Annotated in this window: 16 protein-coding genes and 1 pseudogene; 12 read left to right on the top strand and 5 right to left on the bottom strand. The window is 69.9% G+C overall.

Annotated elements, in window-relative coordinates:
• Positions 1–8: 8 nt before the first annotated feature.
• Complete coding sequence (hrcA, locus tag ABDW31_RS06455) at positions 9–1,085, bottom strand: heat-inducible transcriptional repressor HrcA (protein WP_184715641.1); 1,077 nt, start codon at positions 1,083–1,085, stop codon at positions 9–11.
• A gap of 115 nt (positions 1,086–1,200) precedes the next feature.
• Between hrcA and rph the strand changes: the two genes are divergently transcribed.
• The 3 genes from rph to ABDW31_RS06440 all read left to right on the top strand — a co-directional run bounded on the left by rph (position 1,201) and on the right by ABDW31_RS06440 (position 3,794).
• The gene (rph, locus tag ABDW31_RS06450; RefSeq protein WP_184715639.1) at positions 1,201–1,917 is read left to right on the top strand and encodes a ribonuclease PH; all 717 of its coding nucleotides are present in this window, start codon (positions 1,201–1,203) and stop codon (positions 1,915–1,917) included.
• 68 nt (positions 1,918–1,985) lie between these two features.
• Positions 1,986–2,963, top strand: a complete 978-nt coding sequence (locus ABDW31_RS06445) for a S1C family serine protease (protein ID WP_184715637.1) — start codon at positions 1,986–1,988, stop codon at positions 2,961–2,963.
• Between the two features lie 15 nt (positions 2,964–2,978).
• The gene (locus ABDW31_RS06440) at positions 2,979–3,794 is read left to right on the top strand and encodes a TIGR02281 family clan AA aspartic protease (protein WP_184715635.1); all 816 of its coding nucleotides are present in this window, start codon (positions 2,979–2,981) and stop codon (positions 3,792–3,794) included.
• Here the strand turns inward: ABDW31_RS06440 and ABDW31_RS06435 are convergent.
• From ABDW31_RS06435 to ABDW31_RS06425, 3 genes are all read right to left on the bottom strand, one after another.
• Positions 3,791–4,033 carry a helix-turn-helix transcriptional regulator gene (locus ABDW31_RS06435; protein WP_184715633.1) on the bottom strand — a complete coding sequence of 81 codons (243 nt, stop codon included), beginning with the start codon at positions 4,031–4,033 and terminating at the stop codon, positions 3,791–3,793. The two genes, ABDW31_RS06440 and ABDW31_RS06435, sit on opposite strands and share 4 nt — an antisense overlap.
• A 19-nt stretch (positions 4,034–4,052) precedes the next feature.
• Positions 4,053–4,586, bottom strand: coding sequence for a DUF2975 domain-containing protein (locus ABDW31_RS06430; RefSeq protein WP_172266328.1), 534 nt, complete (start codon positions 4,584–4,586; stop codon positions 4,053–4,055).
• A 70-nt stretch (positions 4,587–4,656) separates the two neighbouring features.
• Positions 4,657–4,773: a hypothetical protein gene (locus ABDW31_RS06425; protein WP_184715631.1), complete on the bottom strand. Its 117-nt coding sequence runs from the start codon at positions 4,771–4,773 to the stop codon at positions 4,657–4,659.
• Positions 4,774–4,996: 223 nt separating this feature from the next.
• Between ABDW31_RS06425 and rdgB the strand changes: the two genes are divergently transcribed.
• The 9 genes and pseudogenes from rdgB to ABDW31_RS06380 all read left to right on the top strand — a co-directional run bounded on the left by rdgB (position 4,997) and on the right by ABDW31_RS06380 (position 14,944).
• Positions 4,997–5,602 carry an RdgB/HAM1 family non-canonical purine NTP pyrophosphatase gene (rdgB, locus tag ABDW31_RS06420; protein WP_343698431.1) on the top strand — a complete coding sequence of 202 codons (606 nt, stop codon included), beginning with the start codon at positions 4,997–4,999 and terminating at the stop codon, positions 5,600–5,602.
• A 145-nt stretch (positions 5,603–5,747) separates the two neighbouring features.
• Positions 5,748–6,890 (top strand): radical SAM family heme chaperone HemW, encoded by a 1,143-nt coding sequence (gene hemW / locus ABDW31_RS06415; RefSeq protein ID WP_184715627.1) that lies wholly within the window; start codon positions 5,748–5,750, stop codon positions 6,888–6,890.
• A gap of 38 nt (positions 6,891–6,928) precedes the next feature.
• Positions 6,929–7,801 carry a 16S rRNA (cytidine(1402)-2'-O)-methyltransferase gene (rsmI, locus tag ABDW31_RS06410; protein ID WP_184715625.1) on the top strand — a complete coding sequence of 291 codons (873 nt, stop codon included), beginning with the start codon at positions 6,929–6,931 and terminating at the stop codon, positions 7,799–7,801.
• Positions 7,801–8,190, top strand: coding sequence for a YraN family protein (locus ABDW31_RS06405; RefSeq protein ID WP_184715623.1), 390 nt, complete (start codon positions 7,801–7,803; stop codon positions 8,188–8,190). The genes rsmI and ABDW31_RS06405 overlap by 1 nt, the downstream gene beginning before the upstream one ends.
• Positions 8,187–9,002: a transglutaminase family protein gene (locus tag ABDW31_RS06400; protein WP_184715621.1), complete on the top strand. Its 816-nt coding sequence runs from the start codon at positions 8,187–8,189 to the stop codon at positions 9,000–9,002. The genes ABDW31_RS06405 and ABDW31_RS06400 overlap by 4 nt, the downstream gene beginning before the upstream one ends.
• 52 nt (positions 9,003–9,054) lie before the next feature.
• Positions 9,055–10,008, top strand: a complete 954-nt coding sequence (gene gshB / locus ABDW31_RS06395) for a glutathione synthase (RefSeq protein ID WP_184715619.1) — start codon at positions 9,055–9,057, stop codon at positions 10,006–10,008.
• A 111-nt stretch (positions 10,009–10,119) separates the two neighbouring features.
• Positions 10,120–11,669, top strand: a pseudogene (locus tag ABDW31_RS06390) (YifB family Mg chelatase-like AAA ATPase).
• A gap of 25 nt (positions 11,670–11,694) precedes the next feature.
• A complete protein-coding gene (locus ABDW31_RS06385) occupies positions 11,695–13,224 on the top strand; it encodes a response regulator (protein ID WP_184715616.1) in 1,530 nt (509 codons plus the stop codon).
• Between the two features lie 31 nt (positions 13,225–13,255).
• Positions 13,256–14,944 carry an MFS transporter gene (locus tag ABDW31_RS06380; RefSeq protein WP_184715614.1) on the top strand — a complete coding sequence of 563 codons (1,689 nt, stop codon included), beginning with the start codon at positions 13,256–13,258 and terminating at the stop codon, positions 14,942–14,944.
• Here the strand turns inward: ABDW31_RS06380 and ABDW31_RS06375 are convergent.
• A complete protein-coding gene (locus ABDW31_RS06375) occupies positions 14,941–15,774 on the bottom strand; it encodes a serine protease (protein ID WP_184715612.1) in 834 nt (277 codons plus the stop codon). The genes ABDW31_RS06380 and ABDW31_RS06375 overlap by 4 nt on opposite strands.
• Positions 15,775–15,792: the final 18 nt, after the last annotated feature.

The following is a 15,792-nucleotide window of genomic DNA, read 5'->3' as shown; positions in this document are numbered from 1 at the left end:
TACAGTCCTTATCCATCCATCATCCGCCCCAGCACCCGGGCGGTATAATCCACCAACGGAATGACACGGGCGTAGTTCAAGCGCGCGGGTCCGATCACGCCGATCGCGCCCAGCACCTTCTGTCGGCCCGTCATATAGGGCGCCGCGATCACCGAGGAACCCGAAAGCGAAAAGAGCCGCGTTTCCGCTCCGATATAGATGCGAACGCCTTCGGCGTCGCGCACGTCGTCCAAGAGGCCGATCAGCTGGCCCTTCTGCTCCAGATCGTCGAACAGCTGGCGCACGCGATCGATGTCCTCGCGGGCCCGGGCGTCGGCCAGCAGATTGGCCTGTCCGCGCACGATCAGCGAGCGTGCGTCGCCCTCCCCGCCGCTCCAGGCGGCCAGGCCGTCCTCGACCAGACGCGCCGCGGTCTCGTCCAGTTGCCGGCGGGCGGCGTCCAGCTCGAGGTCCATCTCGGTCCGCGCTTCGGTCAGGGTGCGGCCGCGAAGGCGGGCGTTGAGGAAGTTGGAGGCCTCCTGCAGGGCCGAGGGCGTCACGCCCGGAGCCTGGCGCATCAGCCGGTTCTCGACCTGGCCGTCCTCGAACACCATGACCGCCAACACCTGGCCGCCGCCCAGCGGCACGAACTCCACGTGTTTAACCCCGCCCTCGCGGACGGGCGTGACGACGATCCCGGCCCCGCCGGCCAGGCCCGACAGCACCGACGAGGCTTCGGCCAGAGCTTCCTCGAACGAGCGGCCGCGCACGGCCAGCCGCGCCTCGATGGCCTGCTTGTCGGCCTCGGCCAGGTCGCCGACCTCCAGCAGGCCGTCGACGAACATCCGCAGGCCCGCATGGGTCGGCAGCCGTCCGGCGCTGGTGTGGGGCGCGTCCAGCAGGCCCAGCTGCGCCAGGTCCTGCATGGTGTTGCGGATCGAGGCCGGCGACAGGGCCAGGCCGGCGCGCGATAGGGTGCGCGAGCCCACCGGCTCGCCGGTCTCCAGATACGACTCGACAACGCGACGGAAGATGTCGCGGGCGCGGCTGTCCAGTTCGGTCAGGCCTGGCGTGCGAACGATCGGCCCGGGAAACAGGTGAGTCATATCGGCGTGTCGTTCAGGACCCGGTCGGCGAACAAAAGCGGACGCCCTCTTTGATGTGCGGTCTTCAATAGGATAAGCGGCCACCCAGCGAATTCAAACCATACCGGAGTATCCCATGCGTCCGTCCGAACGCGCCCCCGACCAGCTGCGCGCCGTCACGCTGGAAACCGGCGTCAACCGCTATGCCGAAGGCTCGTGCCTGGTCAGCTTCGGCCACACCAAGGTGCTGGTCACCGCCACGGTCGAGGAAAACGTCCCGGGCTGGATGCGCAACAAGGGCGCCGGCTGGGTCACGGCCGAGTACGGCATGCTGCCGCGCGCCACCCACACCCGTGGTCGTCGTGAAGCCGCCGCCGGCAAGCAGACCGGCCGCACCCAGGAAATCCAGCGCCTGATCGGCCGCAGCCTCCGCGCCGTCGTCGACATGAAGGCCCTGGGTGAGCGCCAGATCAGCCTGGACTGCGACGTCATCCAGGCCGACGGCGGCACCCGCACCGCCGCCATCACCGGCGCCTGGGTCGCCCTGCGCCTGGCCATCAACTACCTGCTGGAAGAGGGCGTGCTGAAGACCGACCCGATCCTGGGCCAGGTCGCGGCTGTCTCGTGCGGCGTGTTCAAGGACACCCCGGTTCTGGACCTGGACTACGAGGAAGACTCGAGCGCCGAGGCCGACAGCAACTTCGTCCTGACCAATGCCGGCGACATCGTCGAGATCCAGGCGACCGGCGAGAAGCGCGGCTTCACCCGCGCCGAGTTCGAGTCGCTCTACAGCCTAGCCGACAAGGGCATCACCGAGCTGTTCGCGCTGCAACGGGCCGCGATCGGGGCCTAACCGGCCCTTCGCCCTTGCCCGGACGGGGTATCGGTCCCAGATTCCAAACTCAGAGTTAGGAGTTTGACGTGACCACCCCGTTCGAAGGCCATGAAGTCGAAGCCCGCCTGCGTCCCTCGGCCGAAGCCTATCGCTTCGATCTGGACCAGGCGCTGGCCTCGATGGTCGCCCTGGAGGCGACCGTGCCCGCCGACGCCTATACGGCGTCGATCCTGGGGACCGAGCGCGTCGGCAACGGCGTGGTCGTCGGCCCGGGCGGCCTGGTCCTGACCATGGCCTATCTGATCACTGAAGCCGAAGAGGTCGTGCTGACCCGCAACGACGGTCGCCGCGTGCCGGCCCATTTGCTGGGCCTGGACAACCGCACCGGCCTCGGCCTGGTCCAGGCGCTGGAGCCGCTGGACCTGCCAGCCATGGTCATCGGCAGCGCCCGCGACCTGGACGCCGGCGCATCGGTGATCGCCGCCGGCGCCGGCGGCCGCGCCCATGCCGTCGCCGCCAAGGTCATGGCCCGCATGCCGTTCGCCGGCTACTGGGAATACCTGCTGGACGACGCCATCATCACCGGCCCGGCCCACCCGCACTGGAGCGGCGCGGCCCTGATCGGCCCCAAGGGTGAGCTGGTCGGCCTGGGATCGCTGATCCTGGAAGGCCGCGACAACGAGGGCCAGGCCCGTCCGCTGAACATGTTCGTGCCCGCCGAGCTGCTGCCGCCGATCCTGGACGAGCTGGCGCGCGGCAAGGCCCCGCACCCGCCTCGCCCGTGGCTGGGCGTCTTCGCCCAGGAGGTCGACAACCACGTCGTGGTGGTCGGCGTCTCGCCCAAGGGCCCCGCCGCCCGCGCCGAGCTGAAGGCCGGCGACCTGATCCTGGCCGTCGACGGCATGCCGGTCTCGGACCTGTCGGAATTCTACACCGCCCTGTGGGCCCTGGGCGCGGCCGGCGTCACCGTGCCGCTGAAGGTGCTGCGCGAAGGCGACGCCTTCGAGGTCGAGATCCGCTCGATGGACCGCGCCACCTTGCTGAAGAAGCGACGCCTAAACTGAAGTGCTTGAACTGACATGAGCGAGAAGCGCGGTCCCTGGGACCAACCGGACACCCCGACCCCGACGCCCCAAAATCCAGGACGCCCTGTGCGGCCGTCGCCCGTACCGGCGCCGCCGCAACGCCGGTGGCTGTGGCTGGGGTTCCTGGCCGGGATCGCCGTGCTGGTCTTCGCCCTGGCCAACGCCTTCCCCGAGGTGTTGGCCAGCAACGAGGGCAAGACCGCCCTGCTCTATCGCGTCGGCCTGGTGGTGCTGATCTCGTCGGCCCTGCTGCGCGGCCTGCACGGCCCGCTGAGCCAGCACCTGCGCCACGTCGTGATCTGGCTGGGCGTGATCGGCGTCCTGGCCCTGGGCTATGCCTATCGCAACGAACTGGCCAGCGTACCGCGCCAGCTGCAACTGGCCTTCAACGTCGGCTCGCCGGTGCAGACCGACGAGCGCACCCTGGTCGTGCCGCAGGGCGAAGGCGGCCACTATGTCGTTGACGGCCTGGTCAACGGCCAGCGCGTGCGCTTCATGGTCGACACCGGCGCCACCGACACCGTGCTCAGCCCCGCCGACGCCAAGCGTATCGGCATTCCAGTCGAGACCTTGAACTACGGCTACAAGGCCGAGACCGCCAACGGCGTCGGCTACGGTGCGGCCTACGACGCCACGACCCTGGAGGTCGGAGCCATCAAGCTGGAAGGCTTCCGGGTGATGGTCAACAAGGCGCCGATGAGCGGCTCCCTACTGGGCATGAGCTTCCTGAACCGCCTGGAAGCCTTCGAATTCCGCAATCGCCAGCTGATCCTCAAGTGGCGCGAGGACAGCAAGGGCCGGGCCTTCTAGCCCTCCAGTTCGTCGTCCTCATAGCTGACCGGCGGGCCGCTTTCGAAGCTGAGGAGGTCGCCGGGCTGGCATTGCAGCTCGCGGCACAGGGCGTCCAGGGTCGAGAACCGCACGGCGCGGGCCTTGCCGGTCTTCAGGATCGACAGGTTGGCGATCGTCACGCCCACGCGGTCGGAAAGCTCCGTCAGCGACATGCGGCGTTCCAGCAGGACGCGGTCGAGGTTCACGCGGACGGGCATGCGGTTTCGCGCTCCAGGATCAGATCGTGAGTTCGGCTTCGCGACGAAGGCGGGCGCCTTCGCGGAACACCTCGGCCAGGACAAACACCACCAGCACCGAGAACCAGGCCGTCAGGGTGAAGCTGTCGTCGATGACCTTGGCCTTGGGGGCCAGCCAGCGGGCCAGCCCCGAGAAGACGTAGCGCCCGACCTCGAGACCGGCCAGGACGAGGCCGATCAGGCGCAGGCGCACGACGTTGTCGGGGTGGAAGGGGTCGCCGGCGGTCAGGGTCCCGAAGATCCGGCGCAGGCGCTCGACGATCACCATCCAGCCGCCCAGCAGCAGCGCCCAGGCGGCCAGGGCGCCGGCGAACAGCGGCCCGTCGCGGCTGACAGCCTCGACGGCGTCGCTGATCGGCAACATCGAGGCCAGGAGTTCGGGATTGAAGCTGAACAGCAGGGCGACCAGCGTGAACAGCGACAGCAGGCAGACGAAGATCCAGAGCCCGACGTAGATGACGTCCAAGATGATCTTCAGAAAACTCGATACCGAGCCCGGCCCCAACGCGCGCATGGCTTCCCCCGAATAGCGACGCTGAGCAATGTGCCCCGCGTCGCCGGGGCGGTCAAAAAGCCCGTCGCGCCTAGAGCGTCTGCGTCACGAACGCCACGGCCGACACCGGAACACCTACCAGCAGAGCGGCGGTGATGGCGGTCATGACGACCTTGTCGGCGAGGCGGAACAGGCGGGCGGCGGACATCGTGTTTTCCAGTTTGCGAAGGGGCTTCAAGGACCAGACCGACCCGGTCCCTCGCCACGATCAACAAATAGGAGCCGAACGTGGTTCCGCCAATCTCGTTTATCGAGAAACGATATTAAACTCTGGTAATGATGCGCGGCCGCCAGCGGCTGTGGCCATCACGCCACATGCGTGTTGCGTCGGAGCGCGGTAAAGGACGCCGTCGTTTCTGATGGAGGCCGCCATGGCGTTGAAGCTCGAAGCCGGAACCAAGCTGGTCGCCGCCACCCACAATCCCGGCAAGGTGCCCGAGATCGCCGCCCTGCTGGACGGCCGCTTCGAGATCCTGACCGCCGGCCAATTGGGCCTGCCAGAACCTGACGAGACCGAGAGCACCTTTGTCGGCAACGCTCTCTTGAAGGCCCGCCACGCCGCCGATCTGTCGGGCCACATCGCCCTGGCCGACGACAGCGGCCTGTCGGTCAAGGCGCTGGACGGCGCGCCGGGCATCTTCTCGGCCCGCTGGGCCGGCCCGACCAAGGACTTCGCCCTGGCCATGAAGAAGGTCGAGGAGCGCCTGGAAGAGATCGGCTCGGACGACCGCTCGGCCTGGTTCACCTCGGCCCTGGCCGTCGCCTGGCCGAACGGCCCGGCCGTGGTGGTCGAGGGCCGCGTCGACGGGACCCTGGTGTTCCCGGGCCGCGGGACGCGCGGCTTCGGCTACGATCCGATCTTCATGCCGGACGGCCATGAGCTGACCTTCGGCGAGATGGAGCCCGCCGCGAAAGACGCCATGAGCCACCGCGCCCGCGCCTTCGCCAAGCTGAAGGCGGCGCTGTTTGATCAATAAAATCCGCTCATCCCCGCGAAAGCGGGGACCCAAGCCGATGTTCCGGAGAGTACTCGGCGGGACGGGACTGAGCTGCGCGCCATGCTGCAGACTCCGCTTGGATCCCCGCCTTCGCGGGGATGAGCGGTTGTGGGGGTGGCGTTAGATGAGTCCCCCCCTTGGCGTCTACGTCCACTGGCCCTACTGCGCGCGGATCTGCCCCTATTGCGACTTCAACGTCGTGCGGGATCGGGGCCGGACCGACGAGCAGCAGGCCCTGGCCGACGCCATCGTCGCGGACCTCGAGGCGCAACGGGCCCTGACCGGCGAGCGCGAGCTGCTGTCGATCTTCTTCGGCGGCGGCACGCCCTCGCTGATGGCGCCCGACCAGGTGGCGCGGGTGATCGAGACGGCCAAGCGCCTGTGGTCGCCTGTCGCCGACCTGGAGATCAGCCTGGAGGCCAATCCGACAGACGCCGAGGCCGGGCGCTTCGACGCCCTGGCCGCCGCCGGCATCCAGCGGCTGTCGCTGGGCGTCCAGGCTCTGGACGACGCGTCCCTCAAGGCCCTGGGCCGCAACCACGACGCCGGCGCGGCGCGCCGGGCCATCGCGGCGGCGACCAAGGCCTTCCCGCGCCTGTCCATCGACCTGATCTACGCCCGTCCCGGCCAGACCGACGCCGCTTGGCGCGCCGAGCTGAGCGAAGCCATCGCTCTCGGCCCCGAACACGTCTCGCCCTATCAGCTGACCATCGAGCATGGCACGGCCTTCGACCGGGCGGTCGGGCGCGGGACCCTAGTCGTGCCGGACGAAGACCTGGCCGCCACCCTGTTCGAGACCACCCAGGAACTGTTGGAAGCCGCCGGCTTCGACGCCTACGAGGTCTCCAACCACGCCAGAGGCGAGGCCGCTCGCTCGCGGCACAATCTCGTCTACTGGCGCGGCTGCGACTATGTCGGCGCTGGTCCGGGCGCGCACGGCCGCCTGAACCTGCCCGAGGGCCGCATCGCCACCGTCGCCCATCGCGGCATCAAGGACTACATCGCCGCCGTCGCCGAAACCGGCGTGGGCTTCGAGCGTGAACCGCTCAACCCCGAGGAAGCCGCCGAAGAACGACTCGTTCTGGGTTTGCGTATCGACGACGGGGTGAGCTTCGACGAGATGGCCCCGCTGGGCCTGAACCCTGACGTGGCAAAGGTTCGCGACATGGTGGAGGCCGGGCTGCTGGTCGACGACCGCAACCGATTGCGTGCGACGCGGGCCGGCCGACTGGTGCTGGACAGGCTGACAGGCGCGCTAGCGACCTGATAAGGCTGTGATTTGCGAGAGCCGAAGGACGCGTTGATTTGAGCCGCCAGCTTCCCCCGCCAGCCCTGTCCGACGCGCCGCTCGCGCCCGGCCTCTACCTGGTGGCGACGCCGATCGGCAACCTGCGCGACATCACCCTGCGGGCCCTGGACGTGCTGGCCGCCTGCGACGTGCTGCTGGCCGAGGACACCCGCGTGACCGGCAAGCTGCTGTCCGCCTACAGCATCAAGACCAGGCTGCAGCGCCACGACGAGCACGTGGCCGAGCGCGACATTCCCGGCATCCTGGAGCGTCTGGAAGCCGGCGAGCGCGTGGCCCTGGTCTCGGACGCCGGCACGCCGATGGTCTCCGATCCGGGCTACCGCCTGGCCCGCGAGGCGATCGTGGCGGGCCATGACGTGATCCCGGTCCCCGGCGCTTCGGCCGCGCTCGCGGCGCTCACCCTGGCCGGCCTGCCGACCGACCGCTTCCTGTTCGCCGGCTTCCCGCCGCCCAAGAGCGCCGCGCGCCGCACCTTCCTGGAAGAGTTCGCCAACACCCGCGCCACCCTGATCTTCTACGAAGGCGCCTCTCGGGTCGACGACTGCCTGGCCGACATGGCCGCCGTGTTCGGCGGGACCCGGCAAGCGGCCGTCTGCCGCGAACTGACCAAGCTCTACGAGACCTGCATCCGCGGATCGTTGGAGGAGCTGGCCGCCGACCCGCGCTTCGAGGCCCCCAAGGGCGAGATCGTCATCCTGGTCGGTCCGGGCGCGGAAAAGGTCGCCACCGCCGACGACGCCGAGGCCGCCCTGCGCGAGGCCATGACCCGCCTCCCCCTGGGCGAGGCCGCCTCCGAGGTCGCCAAGGCCCTGGGCCTGTCGCGCAAGGATCTCTACCGCCAGGCTCTGGCGCTGAAGGAGCAGGCCTGATGGTCGCGGGCGTCCGCCAGGCTCGCGGCGCTGCGGCGCGGAAGCTCGGCCGGCGCGCCGAGGTGGTCGCGGCGCTGTGGCTGATGGCCAAGGGCTACCGCATCCTGGGCTTTCGCCTGGCCACCCCGTTGGGCGAAATCGACCTCCTGGCGCAACGCGGCAAGACCCTGGCCGTTGTGGAGGTCAAGCAACGGACCACGATCGAGGACGCCCTGGACGCCGTCACGCCTACCCAGCGCGACCGCTTGCGCCGCGCCGCCGCCCATCTCGCCGCGCACCGTCAGGCCCTGCGCGATCTTTCGGTGCGGCTGGACCTGATCGCCCTGGCGCCCGGCCGCGTCCCGCGACACCTGCCCAATGCCTGGCTGGATTTTGGAGGCCCCGCATGACCCGCGAAGAGGCCGAAGAGATCCTCACCCGCGCCGGCGAAGGTCCCGACGAGGACTTCCCCCTGTTCGACGCCGCCCTGGCCTGCGCCGTCCATGACGACCCCAGCCGCGACACCACCCCGGCCCTCCACCTGGCCCAAGATTCCGTCGACCGCCTGCGCCGCCGCGCCGAGAGCGAGTCGCCCGAGGAAGCCGTCGCCGAGACCCTGGCGGGCGACCTGCGCCTGACCGGCGACGTCCTGACCTACGACCACCCCGACAACGCCGACGTCATCGCCATCGCCGACCGTCGCAAGGGCCTGCCGGTGGCCCTGGGCGTCTTCTACCTGCACGCCGCCCGCCAGGCCGGGCTGGACCTCTACGGGGTCGACTTCCCCGGCCACTTCCTGCTGCGCATCGAGACCGACGAGGGCCCTCTGGCCCTGGACCCGTTCAGCGAAGGTCGGGTGGTGCTGCCCTCGGAGCTCTCCCGCCGCGCCCTTCGCACCGGCCTGATGCCCGACGTCGCATCGCGCCTGGAACTCCTCATGGCGCCGATCTCCGACCGCGCCGTGCTGATCCGCCTGCAGAACAACATCTTCGCCCGCGCCCAGCAGGCCAAGGACTGGGTCCGCGCCGAGCGCTCGGCCCTGCGCCGCGCGCTGCTCAATCCCAACGACCACCGCCCCTGGCTGGACGTCGCCGCCGCCCGCGAAGGCCAAGGCGCCCTGGCCGGCGCCCTGCAGGCCCTCTCCCGCGCTCAGACCCTGGACGGCGGCGCAGCCATCGCCGCCCGGGCGGCGCGTGAGCGAATGCGGCTGCGGTTGAACTAGCGTTCCGGGGAAAACGGCTTAACTAGGCTCCAGACAAAGCCCAGGAGCCCCCATGTCGCTGCGAGTCGCCGTCCAGATGGATCCCGTCCTGGGGATCAACATCGACACCGACACGACCTTCCTGATGATGATGGAGGCCCAGAACCGCGGGCATAAGCTGTGGTTCTACACCCCCGACAAGCTGTCGCTGGAAGACGGGCGGGTGTTCGCGCGCGCGCAATCGCTGGAAGTCTTCGCCGAGCACGGCGCCCACGCCAAGCTGGGCGAGACCGTCGTTCTGGACATGAAGGACGACATCGACGTGGTGCTGATGCGCCAGGACCCGCCCTTCGACATGGCCTACATCACCGCGACCTACTTCCTGGAGAAGATCCACCCCCACACCCTGGTGGTGAACAATCCGGCCGAGGTGCGCAATGCGCCCGAGAAGCTGTTCGTCACCGACTTCCCGGGTGTACAGCCGCCGACCCTGATCACCTCGGACCACGAGGCGATCTACGACTTCCGCGCCCGCCACGGCGACATCGTGCTGAAGCCCCTGTACGGCGGCGGCGGCTCGGGCGTGGCGCGTCTGCTGGCGGACGATCCGAACCTCGACGCCCTGCTGGAACTGCACGCCATGATCAGCCGCGAGCAGGTCATCGCCCAGAAGTTCGTGCCGGCTGTCAGCAAGGGCGACAAGCGCGTGCTGCTGGTCGACGGCGAGCCGGTCGGGGCCATCAACCGTGTGCCGGCCGAGGGTCAGGTGCGCTCGAACCTGCGGGTCGGCGGTCGCGCCGAAGCGGTCGAGTTGACCGCGCGCGACCTGGAGCTGTGCAAGATCATCGGCCCCGAGCTAAAGCGCCGTGGACTGATCTTTGTCGGCATTGACGTCATCGGCGAGTACCTGACCGAGATCAACGTTACGTCGCCCACCGGCGCCCAGCAGCTGAACCGCTTTAGCGGTATCAACGCCGCGACTGTACTGTGGGAGCGCATCGAGGACATTCGCCGCACCGGTGGGTAACTCTACGGAAATACGGCATTTTCCTAAAATGTTCGTTTTTCGTTCTTGATGCATTTCGGAAGCTATGCTGTGACTTGTGGATAATTTCGAGAATCCACAAAGGGTCACGGCATGGCGGCCAAGGTGGTCACCGTCGCGTTCGAGGGCGTCGAGGCGCGCCGCGTCGATGTCGAGGTGCAGCTGACCAACGGTCAGCAGGCCTTCGTCATCGTCGGCCTGGCCGACAAGGCGGTGGCCGAAAGCCGTGAACGGGTGCGCGGGGCCTTCGCGGGCCTCGGCCTCTCGCTGCCGGGCAAGCGCATTGTCGCCAACCTGGCCCCGGCCGACCTGCCCAAGGAAGGCGCTCACTTCGATCTTCCCATTGCGCTGGCGGTGATGTCGGCCCTGGGCGTCATTCCGCTGGACGCTCTCGACGGCTGGGCGGCCATGGGCGAGCTGTCGCTGATGGCCGCATCATGCCCGCCGCCGGCGCCCTGCCCGCAGCCATGGCGGCCGGCGCCATGGACCTGGGCCTGATCTGCGCCGAGGGCTCCGGGCCCGAAGCGGCCTGGGCCGGCGGCACGCGGATCCTGGCCCCGCGCTCACTGGTGTCGCTGATCAACCACTTCCGGGGCGCCCAGATCCTGGCGGCGCCGACGCCCGGCCCGATCGTCGAGGGCGAGCGGCCCAAGGATCTGCGCGACGTGAAGGGCCAGGAACACGCCAAGCGCGCCCTGGAGATCGCCGCGGCCGGCGGCCACAACCTGGTCTTCGTCGGCCCGCCCGGCTCGGGCAAGTCGATGCTGGCCCAGCGCCTGCCGGGCCTCTTGCCGCCGCTGACCTCGACCGAGCTGCTGGAGACCTCGATGGTCCATTCGGTGGCCGGACTGATCGCACGCGGCGCGCTGACAAGGGATCGTCCGTACAGGGCCCCGCACCACTCAGCGAGCATGGCGGCGCTAACGGGCGGCGGACTGAAGGCCAAGCCCGGCGAGGTATCCCTGGCTCACAACGGCGTTCTGTTTCTTGATGAACTCCCGGAGTTCGGACGGCAAGCGCTGGACAGCTTGCGCGCCCCGCTGGAGACCGGCGAGGTGATGGTGGCGCGGGCCAACTTCCACATCCGCTATCCGGCCAAGGTGCAGTTGGTGGCGGCGATGAACCCCTGCCGCTGCGGCCACGGCGGGGCCGGACGCGGGGCGTGCGGCAAGGCCCCGCGCTGCCAGAAGGACTACCAGGGCCGGGTGTCGGGCCCGCTGATGGACCGCATCGACCTGGCCGTCGACATGCCCGCCGTCACCGCCGCCGACCTGTCTCTGCCGCCGCCCGCCGAGGGCACGGCTGAAGTGGCTGCGCGAGTGGCCCGGGCGCGGGCGCTGCAGGCCGACCGCGCCGCCGAACTGGGCGCGGCCGAAGGTCTCAACGGTCGGGCCGAAGGATCCTTCCTGGAGACCATCACCGCCCTGGACGAGCAAGGTCGCGCCTTGCTGGCGAAGGCCGCCGAGGCCGGCCGGATCAGCGCCCGCGGCTGGACCCGCACCCTGCGGCTGGCCCGCACCATCGCCGACCTGGAGGGCGCCACGAGCGTCCGCCGCGTCCATATCGCCGAGGCCCTGGCCTATCGCCGCACCACGACGCCGGACGATGTTCCGACCGCGGACCTGGGCTTGACCGCCCGTTAAGCCGCGACGGTTAAGATCGCCGGTCATGAGCACTTCCCGCCCCGGCGTCACCCCCGAGCAGCTGGCCACCCTGAGCCACGAGTTCCGCACCCCGCTGAACGGCGTGCTGGGCATGGCGCGCCTCTTGGAAAACACCAAGCTGACGGCCGAGCAACGGACCTATGTCACCGCCCTGCGCGAGAGCGGCGACCACCTCCTGTCGCTGGTCAACGACGTGCTGCACTTCGCCCGCCTGGGCGCGGCGTCGATCGAGCTGGCCCTGGCCCCGGTCAATGTCGAGGATCTGCTGCGTCAGGTCGCCGAGCTGATGAGCCCGCGCGCTCACGAGAAGGGCGTCGAGATCGCCTGGGCCGTGCCCGCCGCCCTACCGACCATCCTGGCGGACGAGGGCCGGCTGCGGCAGATCCTGCTGAACTTCGCCGGCAACGCCGTGAAGTTCACCGAGGCCGGCGGCGTGCTGCTGACCGCCGTCGCCGCCGAGAACGGCCACATCCGCTTCTCGGTCGCCGACACCGGGCCTGGCGTCGCGCCGGGAGCCCGCAAACGCATCTTCGAGGCCTTCGTCCAGACCGACATCACCCACGCCACCCAGCTGGGCGGCGCCGGTCTTGGCCTGGCCATCGTCTCGCGCCTGGCCCAGGCCATGAGCGGCGAGGTCGGGGTCGGCGGCGAGCTGGGTCACGGGGCCGAGTTCTGGTTCGAAGCGCCGTTCGAAATGGCCTCTCCGGCGGTCCGCGCTACGCCGCTCGAGGGTCGCGCCGTCGCCATCGCCTCGCCCAACGCCATCGTCCGCGCCGCCACGGTCCGCCAGATCGAGGCGGCCGGCGGTCGCGCCTTCGCTGCCGTCGACGTCGCCTCGGCCCTGGCCGGCGCGCCCGCCGACGCCGTGCTGCTGATCGACAAGGCCCTGGCCGGTCCGCGCGGCGGGCTGAAGCCGCCCGTCGGTCGCCAGGCCGTGGTGCTGCTGACCCCGGAACAGCGCGACCGCATTGAGCCGCTGCGCGCCGCCGGCTTCTCGGGCTACCTGATCAAGCCGCTGCGCGCGGCCTCGATGGTCGCCCAGGTGCTGCAGGCCGGCGCGACCGAGACCGCTCCAGCCGAAGAGCACGCCCACGACGACCGCATCGCCGGGGCCGTGGCCCCCGGCGTGCGCGTGCTGCTGGCCGAGGACAATCCGATCAACGCCCTCCTGGCCCGCACCCTGCTGGAGCGTGAGGGCTGCAAGGTCGACCGCGTCGCCGACGGCGAGCAGGCCGTGGCCGCCGCCTCGGCCGGCGCCTATGACCTGATCCTGATGGACCTGCGCATGCCGGGCCTGACCGGCATCGAAGCCGCCAAGGCGCTGCGGGCCAAGGGCGTCGCCGCCCCTATCGCCGCTCTGACCGCCGACGCCTTCGACGAGGACAAGCGCGCCTGCCTGGCCGCTGGCATGGACGATTTCCTGGTCAAGCCGCTGACCCAGGAGTCCCTGCGCGACGCCCTCCAGAAATGGACCACTTCGGGTGTTTCGGGCCGCTGGACGAAAGCCGCGACGCGAGCCAAGGTCGCCGGCTAGCAGGCGGGGGTCCCCGCAGGGGGATTTCCGCATGTCCGAAGCCGAAGCCAAGCCCGAGGAGAAGAAGACCCTTCTCCAGACCCTGGCCTTCTTCCTGGAGCGGCGCAGCCTGGTGATGCTGGGCCTGGGCTTCGCGTCGGGCCTGCCCTACATGCTGATCTTCGACACCCTGTCGCTGTGGCTGCGGGATTCGGGCCTGTCGCTGGCAGTGATCGGCTTCTTCAGTCTGGCCACCCTGTCGTTCTCGTTCAAATTCCTGTGGGCCCCGCTGATCGACCGGGCCAAGGTGCCGTTGCTGCACGGCCTGCTGGGGCATCGTCGCGCCTGGATCCTGGTGTTCCAGACCGCGATGATCCTGGGCCTCCTGACCATCTCGACCCTGTCGCCGGTCTCGCAACTGGCGGCGCTAGGCGCCGCGGCTGTGGCCGTGGGGTTCGCCACCGCCTCGCACGACATCGTCATCGACGCCTGGCGCATCGAGGTCGCCGACAAGGAAGAACAGGGCCCGATGGTCGTGGCCTACCAGTGGGGCTACCGCGTCGCGATGATCGCGGCCGGCGCCGGCCCGCTGCTGCTGGCCGAGAAATTCGGCTGGAACTTCTCCTATGCGGTGATGGGCGTGGTCACCGGCATCGGCGTGCTGGCCACCCTGTGGGCGCCGCGCGAGGCCGAGCACACCGTCCGCCCGATCCCCACTGGCGATGTCGCCCAGCCCAAGGCGTTGGAGCTGCTGGAGTGGGGGCTGCGCCTGTGCGTGCTGCTGCTGGGCGCGCTATGCCTGGGCTCGGGCCTGTCGGGCGACGCGACCCTGCTGTCCAAGCTTGTCGGCGGCGAGGCGCTCGCCGACGCCTGGACCGCCAAGCCGAACGGCGTCTGGCTGCAGCTCGTGGGCGTGGCCGTCGGCCTGGCCATCGTGGTGCTGGCCGCCTGGCCGATCCCCAAGGTCCGCACCAAGCCGGGCGTCTATATGTCCAAGGCCTTCGGTGAGCCGCTGGGCGAGTTCCTGACCCGCTTCCAGGGCGTGGCGGGCCTGATTCTGGCGGCGATCTGCGTCTATCGGGTGTCGGACTTCGTGCTCAACATCATGAACCCGTTCTACCGCGACATGGGCTTCACCCTGACCGAGATCGCCGAGATCCGGAAGGTGTTCGGCATCATCGCCTCGATGATCGGCGTCTTCCTAGGCGGCGTCGTGGTGGCGCGCCTGGGCCTGATGAAGGCCCTGATCATCGGCGCGTTCTCCCAGCCGATCAGCAACCTGCTGTTCGCTCTGCTGGCGATGAGCGGTCACAACCTGCCGATGCTGTTCGTGTCGATCTGCGTGGACAACATCGCCGGCGGCATCGCCGGCACCGCCCTGATCGCCTACATGTCCAGCTTGACGACGGCCGGGTTCACGGCCACGCAATACGCCCTTTTCTCGTCGCTGTACGCCCTGCCCGGCAAGCTGATCGCCTCGCAGTCTGGCCGCATCGTCGAGGGCTCGGCGTTGGCTGCCGAGGCCGGGGGCCCGCTGGGCCTGCTCAAGGGTCTGTTCACCCGCCTGCCGCCGGAGAGCTTCACCGCCGCCGGCGCCAAACTAGGCGTTAGCGGCCCCGCCCTGGCGGCCGGCTACACCACCTTCTTCATCTACACCGCCCTGATCGGGGTGGTGGCGATCGTGCTGTCGTTCATGGTGGCGGCACGGCAGAAGCCGGCCAAGGAAGCCGCGGTCGCCTAGACCGCCAGACAGACCACCTGGGCCACGCGCAGGTCGCGGCGCAGGCCGTCGGCGACGCGGCCGTAGTTCTCGGTGGTGATCGGCTCGCTGGGGGCGAAGCTGGACGGCGACGGGCGACGGTTGGGGCCCAGCACCGCCTTCAGGGTCTCGGGCGCTGTCGTGTAGATGCGGCCGCGACGCGGGGCCTCGGCCACCGTGACGCCGATGACGCGGCCGGCGCTGTCCAGCGCCGGGGCGCCCGACAGGCCCGAGAGCGTGCCCTTCAGGCTGTCGGTGCGGCCGACCTCGGCCCAGACCAGAACGGGCTCGGTGCGGGCGCCGCGACCATGGACGACCAGGTTCTCACGGCCCAGCAGGCGCGAGGCGGCCTCACCGGCATGGCCCTGCGGGAAGCCCGGGTGATAGGCGCGCGCGCCGCGGCGCAGCGGCTGGTCCAGGCCCAGCGGTACGGCCGGCGCCCCGCCCTCGGTGGTCAGGATGGCGGCGTCGGCGCGCGGGTCGACGTGGATGCGAGCCGCAACGCCCCGGCCATCGGCCACGACGATGGCCGCCGACTTGCAGCCGTCGACCACATGGCGGGCGGTCAGCCAGGTGCCGTCGTCGCCGACCGAGAAGGCCGTGCCCGAGCCGGGCTCAGGCCGGTCCGGCACCTGCACCACGATCGATGGGTCAAATGGCGAGGACGGCCCCAGCGGCAGCCCTTCCTCGCCCGGCACCGGCGGCGGCGGCGGCGGGGCGTCTGAACGCTCCTGCCGGCCGACGGCGACGATCACCAGGGCGCTGACCGCCGCGGCGTAGACCAGCCAATCGGGAAGCTTGGGGAAGTGCACTGAAAAAAGGTCCCCCGA

It is taken from the genome of Caulobacter sp. (assembly GCF_039596335.1).
In the GTDB taxonomy this organism is placed as follows: Bacteria; Pseudomonadota; Alphaproteobacteria; order Caulobacterales; family Caulobacteraceae; genus Caulobacter.
The sequence above is the reverse complement of the archived record's forward strand: the minus strand, read 5'-3'. Positions and strand labels throughout refer to the sequence as shown.

What these genes read in the sequence shown, in the direction of transcription:
- hrcA (WP_184715641.1), bottom strand. Translation starts at nt 1,085, where the DNA reads ATGACTCACCTGTTTCCCGGGCCGATCGTTCGCACGCCAGGCCTGACC.
- rph (WP_184715639.1), top strand. Translation starts at nt 1,201, where the DNA reads ATGCGTCCGTCCGAACGCGCCCCCGACCAGCTGCGCGCCGTCACGCTG.
- ABDW31_RS06440 (WP_184715635.1), top strand. Translation starts at nt 2,979, where the DNA reads ATGAGCGAGAAGCGCGGTCCCTGGGACCAACCGGACACCCCGACCCCG.
- ABDW31_RS06435 (WP_184715633.1), bottom strand. Translation starts at nt 4,033, where the DNA reads ATGCCCGTCCGCGTGAACCTCGACCGCGTCCTGCTGGAACGCCGCATG.
- ABDW31_RS06430 (WP_172266328.1), bottom strand. Translation starts at nt 4,586, where the DNA reads ATGCGCGCGTTGGGGCCGGGCTCGGTATCGAGTTTTCTGAAGATCATC.
- ABDW31_RS06425 (WP_184715631.1), bottom strand. Translation starts at nt 4,773, where the DNA reads ATGTCCGCCGCCCGCCTGTTCCGCCTCGCCGACAAGGTCGTCATGACC.
- rdgB (WP_343698431.1), top strand. Translation starts at nt 4,997, where the DNA reads ATGGCGTTGAAGCTCGAAGCCGGAACCAAGCTGGTCGCCGCCACCCAC.
- hemW (WP_184715627.1), top strand. Translation starts at nt 5,748, where the DNA reads ATGAGTCCCCCCCTTGGCGTCTACGTCCACTGGCCCTACTGCGCGCGG.
- ABDW31_RS06405 (WP_184715623.1), top strand. Translation starts at nt 7,801, where the DNA reads ATGGTCGCGGGCGTCCGCCAGGCTCGCGGCGCTGCGGCGCGGAAGCTC.
- ABDW31_RS06400 (WP_184715621.1), top strand. Translation starts at nt 8,187, where the DNA reads ATGACCCGCGAAGAGGCCGAAGAGATCCTCACCCGCGCCGGCGAAGGT.
- gshB (WP_184715619.1), top strand. Translation starts at nt 9,055, where the DNA reads ATGTCGCTGCGAGTCGCCGTCCAGATGGATCCCGTCCTGGGGATCAAC.
- ABDW31_RS06385 (WP_184715616.1), top strand. Translation starts at nt 11,695, where the DNA reads ATGAGCACTTCCCGCCCCGGCGTCACCCCCGAGCAGCTGGCCACCCTG.
- ABDW31_RS06380 (WP_184715614.1), top strand. Translation starts at nt 13,256, where the DNA reads ATGTCCGAAGCCGAAGCCAAGCCCGAGGAGAAGAAGACCCTTCTCCAG.